The 4630-nt window shown below is 59.5% G+C and carries 2 protein-coding genes and 1 pseudogene; 1 reads left to right on the forward strand and 2 read right to left on the reverse strand.

Translation table 11 applies throughout. From position 1 onward, the window contains the following. A pseudogene (locus CO671_RS32855) lies at positions 1-977 on the reverse strand (hypothetical protein); the annotation flags it as partial. Between the two features lie 25 nt (positions 978-1002). On the opposite strand from CO671_RS32855, the gene CO671_RS34485 reads away from it, so the two are divergent. Further along, positions 1003-1293: a hypothetical protein gene (locus CO671_RS34485; protein WP_004672580.1), complete on the forward strand. Its 291-nt coding sequence runs from the start codon at positions 1003-1005 to the stop codon at positions 1291-1293. A 207-nt stretch (positions 1294-1500) separates the two neighbouring features. Here CO671_RS34485 and CO671_RS32860 read toward each other — a convergent pair whose 3' ends face one another. Beyond that, positions 1501-4110 carry a hypothetical protein gene (locus CO671_RS32860; protein ID WP_011053319.1) on the reverse strand — a complete coding sequence of 870 codons (2610 nt, stop codon included), beginning with the start codon at positions 4108-4110 and terminating at the stop codon, positions 1501-1503. Positions 4111-4630: the final 520 nt, after the last annotated feature.

The following is a 4630-nucleotide window of genomic DNA, read 5'->3' on the forward strand; positions in this document are numbered from 1 at the left end:
CCGGCGCCTACCTTGTCGAGCAGCGGACCGAGAAGCGCCTTGACGTCGGCCTTGAACTGATCGCGCACCTCGGGGCTGTCTGACCCGTAAAACTGGTTGGCCATCGCCTGGATGGTCGGGTTGAACAGGTGGGTGATATTGTTGGGAACGGTGCTGCCGAATTCGGAAGCGGCAACCTTTTTCAAACCGTCGAGGTCGATCTTGAGATCGGGGAACAGGCTCCCGCCGAGCCCGAGCGACTGGTCGAAATCCACAACCGGCAGGATGGAGCCGAGCCCCTTCAGTTCCCGCTCGGTCTTGTTGCCGGCCAGTCCCATGCGGATCAGGCCATCGAGCGCCGTCGTCGGATCGGAGATCGTCGGCAGCACGTTCTTGTCGAAGAATTCGGCATAGGTCTTGTCGGCAATCGCCGAGCGCTGCTTTACGAAATCGTCGGGAAGCACCATGGAATAGAAGCCGAGGGCGGCATTATATTCCTTGAGAATGGTGGTGACGTCCTTGCCGGATTTGAGACCGTCATTCAGCAGGCCGCCATTGACGATGTCGCGCTCAAAGGCATCCTCGACCTTCGTACGCAGGTCCTTCATCTTCTCGTCACGCGTTATCGTGTCGTTGATGATCTCGGAAGCGTCCTTGTTCGTATCGGCCGGCGCCACGCGATAACCGGAGAAGATCAGCTTGAAGGCCTTCAGCGCCTTCTCCGTCATCAGCGAGTTGACGTCGGGGTCCGAGCCCAGGATGGCGATCGACTTGTCGAGATCCTTCAGGATCTCCTGGTCGTTGTAGATGCCGCGCTGGTTGTCGCCGAGGCTGTCCTTGTATTGGCCGAAGGTCGCCTTGGTCTGAAGCAGATCGAGATACATGATCAGTTTCTGCTCGGCAGTGTAATTGTGAGGGTTTTTGACGACGTCGATGCTCTCGAAGGATTTGTCCTTGTCCTTCAGCCCTTCCATGAAGCCCTGATTGATCTCGCTCATGAAATCGGAATTGAACAGGAGATCGATGACCGGCTGGATCGGCGCGGTAGGGCGGGACGTGCCATTCGACGTGGCGGCCAGCGAAACGAACTTCGGACTGCTCGTCTGCGCCGATATAGAGGAGAAAATCGTCAGGGCTGCCGTCGTGGTCCCGTCAGAGGCAAAAGGCGATGCCTTCTTGACCGTGGTGCTCGTGGTTTTGCCCTGGCTCGTGGAATTTTCGGACTTTGGATCGGAATTGGCGTTTAGCCGGAGAAATGAAACCGTATCGATATCCGAAGATGCTGGTGCGATCGATGACATGCGTTCCCTTTGATTTTCTTTTTCCGCTTTTCGCGGATGACGTCGTTTACCTTACGTTAGGCATAAGATCGACCTTTGCGTGATAATTCAAGCCCGATCGGACATCGCGGTTGCATAAAATGCAGCGGCCTCGCGCCTGGAGATCAAAAATCACATTTTTACCGAGGGGTCGCAGGGTATTTCCCAGGCTGTGGCGGTCATCGTTGCCGCCCCTCTGCCTCTACCAGATGAATGACGGGTCTGGCCCAAATTCGAGATGCACGGACTCGCCGGTGTAGCGTTCAAGCTTCTCGTTCAGCTGCTTTTCCATTTTGTCGAGCTTCTTCACGCCATTGGCCATATCCCACAGACCAAGCGCCAGCCCGACGGCCGAGGCAACGAGGCCGGTGACCAGTCCGGCCGCGGCAAGGCCGGTTTTGGCGGCGCTGCTGAAGATGGTCACGACTTCCGGCGCCACCGTTCCGAGTCCGGAAAAGGCACGGGACATGGCATTGGTCAGATAAAGCATCGCCTCGGAGAAACCGATCAGCGCGTTGCCGGTACCGGCAATGCCGCCGATTATTTCGAGCGCGCCCTTGGCGCGGTCGCCGGCCTTCATCGACCGCGACGCCGAATAGAAGCCGAGGCCGGCCATGGCGAGGCCGCCGGCCGCGCCGAGGATCTTGCCTGCCGCTTCCATCGTCTTCGGCGAGAAGTTCATCGAGATCCCCTTGCCCCAGCTGCCAGGCTGATTGCCGAAGGCGCTGAACGGTTTGCCGGCAACGTCGAGGTTCTTGCCGAGCCCCTCCATCGTCATGCCGACGATCTGTGTCGCCGAGCCGACCGCAGCGGCGATATCGGCCGGCGTCCACTTGCCGCCGACACCGAGGCCGTGCGCCACCAGCACGCTCGACATCGTCAGCATCTGCACGGCGTGCATCAGACCGGCCTTGTACACTTCGGCATCGATGCCGGCAGGTGTACGGGTCTGGCGCGGCAGGTCGAGCGAATCCTTGAAGGAGGCAAGCGCGTCGTCGAGCTTCATACCGCCGCGCACCATGCGCAGAACGCCGTCGACGTCGCGCGCTATATCCTGCGCCAGGTTCTGCTTCAGCGTCTCGCCGCCATCTGCCGGGCCGTTTTTGCTGATGAAATCCTCGGCGAAGGTGTTTGCCAACTGGCTGATGGCGTCATTCGTTGCGCCGGGCACAAATGTGTCATCCGGACCCGACAGCAGCGGCTCGAGATCGACACCCTGGCCGTCGCCGATATAATGTTCCTTGACGATGTTCGAGAAGGTGACGTTCGCGGCGTCGAGATGCGCGTCGATATAATCCTGGGGCAGGAGATCGACGAGCGTGTTGAGTTCGGAATAATAATCCTTCAGGGCATCTTCGAAGCTCTTGCCGGCGCTCAGCGCCCGGTCGATCGCCTTGCCGCCGCCGATATCGATCAGATAGGCGTCTTCGATGTTGGTGAGCAGATCGGAATTCTCCGGGCTTTGCAGATATTCCTTCATGCCGCTCGCGAAGATATCCGAGAGATGCTGCTGCGTCGCCGGATCGGCCGTCAGCTTTTCGATCCGCGCATCGAGGTCCTTGCCGACGCGCTCGCCATCGGGCACGCTGTCGCCATACTGGTTCATATAGCCATTGAACTGCTGTTTGATCTCGATGAGATCGTAGAGCACCGTCGCCTTCTGTTCCGGCGTCAGCTGGTCGAGGTGGTCCATGTTGTCGGGCGCGACGAAATTCCGGTTCACGTCCTTCACGGCGTCGCCGAGAATGCCGTATTTGAGTTCGTCGAGCTTCTTCAGCGTCGGCTCATAGGCGGTCGACGGAGCGTAGCCGCGCAGCACCTTGCTTTCCAGGATGTCGTTCTCGTCGATCGGGCGCTCCACGACCGGCTCGATGGCATCCGAGCCCGACATGACAAGGTCCATCTTCTTGAGGCTCGATGTCAGATAGTCGCTGTCGATATAGGGCAGATCGAGATTTTGGACGGTCTTGCTCCAGCCATTGTCCGTGGTGGCGAACATACGCTCGGCGATCCAGGCGTCACCGCCGCTGCCGGCGAAGAAGCGCCCGCGATCTGAGCCGTTGGCCGCAATGCCCTTGCCGGCCAGCCCGGTGCCGATCATGATTGCCGCCATGACGTCGTTGAACGAATAGCTGGCGAGATTGCTGGAGGGTAGCGGCGAGACGCTCTTGTCCCACTCGGCATTGGCCGGGAGCTTCGAGACCAGGCTGGCGCCCATGACGAGCCCTTCGAGCGCGGTCTGTACCGCGTGGCGGTAACCCCAGACTTCCTTGCCGCCGGGAGCGCTCAGACGCGAGGTCAGGCGCTCCAGAAGGCCGCCAAGATCAGCCTGACTGACCTCTCCGGCGCCTACCTTGTCGAGCAGCGGACCGAGAAGCGCCTTGACGTCGGCCTTGAACTGATCGCGCACCGCGGGGCTGTCTCCCCCGTAAAACTGCTTGGCCATCGCCTGGATGGTCGGGTTGAACAGGTGGGTGATGTTGTTGGGAACGGTGCTGCCGAATTCGGAAGCGGCAACCTTTTTCAAACCGTCCAGGTCGATCTTGAGATCGTTGCCCGGGTCGGTTTCGGGCGTGCTCACCTTTGCATCGACCAGGATCGCGGTGGCGCCGCTTTTGCTCTGGGTAAACCCGACGAAGCCCCGCGCAGCGGAGATGTCGAGTGCCTGCCCGTTGCCGCTCGGCGCGATCTTGCGTATTTCGCCGGCGTCGATGGTTTTTGTCGATGCAGAACGGCCAGTCACGTCTTTCTGGTCGAGGTCCACGACCAGGGTTTCGACCTCTTTCGATCCGCTGCCAACACGTTCCAACATGATTTCGTCACTCCTGATCGACGGCCGCACCCTGAACGGAGGCCCGGAAAGCCTCGTTAGGTCAGAAGTTTTTCAGTGATATGACAAATGGGTGCTATCGGAGCGGCAAAATTGAACCATTGACCCCCACATAGCGCTTCCAAATTATACCGCAGTACAAATGCTGGTGACACCGCAGTCGCCAAGGTGCGGCGCAATAGAGCACGCTACCGTAGGGAATGCGCTCACGAGACAGATCAAAGTCGGTCCTCGGGCTCGGTTTTCAGACTGCATTGTCCGGCAAATCGGTATAAGCCGTCCTCTCGAACAAATCAGGGGACAACATGGAAACCGTGGAAATCAGCAGCCGCAGCGACTTCGGCCTTTGGGCAATTGAGCGGGCGCGGGAAATCGTAACGTCCGAGGGAACTGCTTTTGCGATGGCCGCTCGCGATATGGACGACGAGGCGCTTGATTCATATCGACATCAAGAAGCTCGGCCGGTTTCATGAGGTCGGCCACCGCATCACCGGCGATCGCA

The organism is Rhizobium sp. M10, assembly GCF_002531955.1.
Lineage (GTDB): Bacteria > Pseudomonadota > Alphaproteobacteria > Rhizobiales > Rhizobiaceae > Rhizobium > Rhizobium etli_C.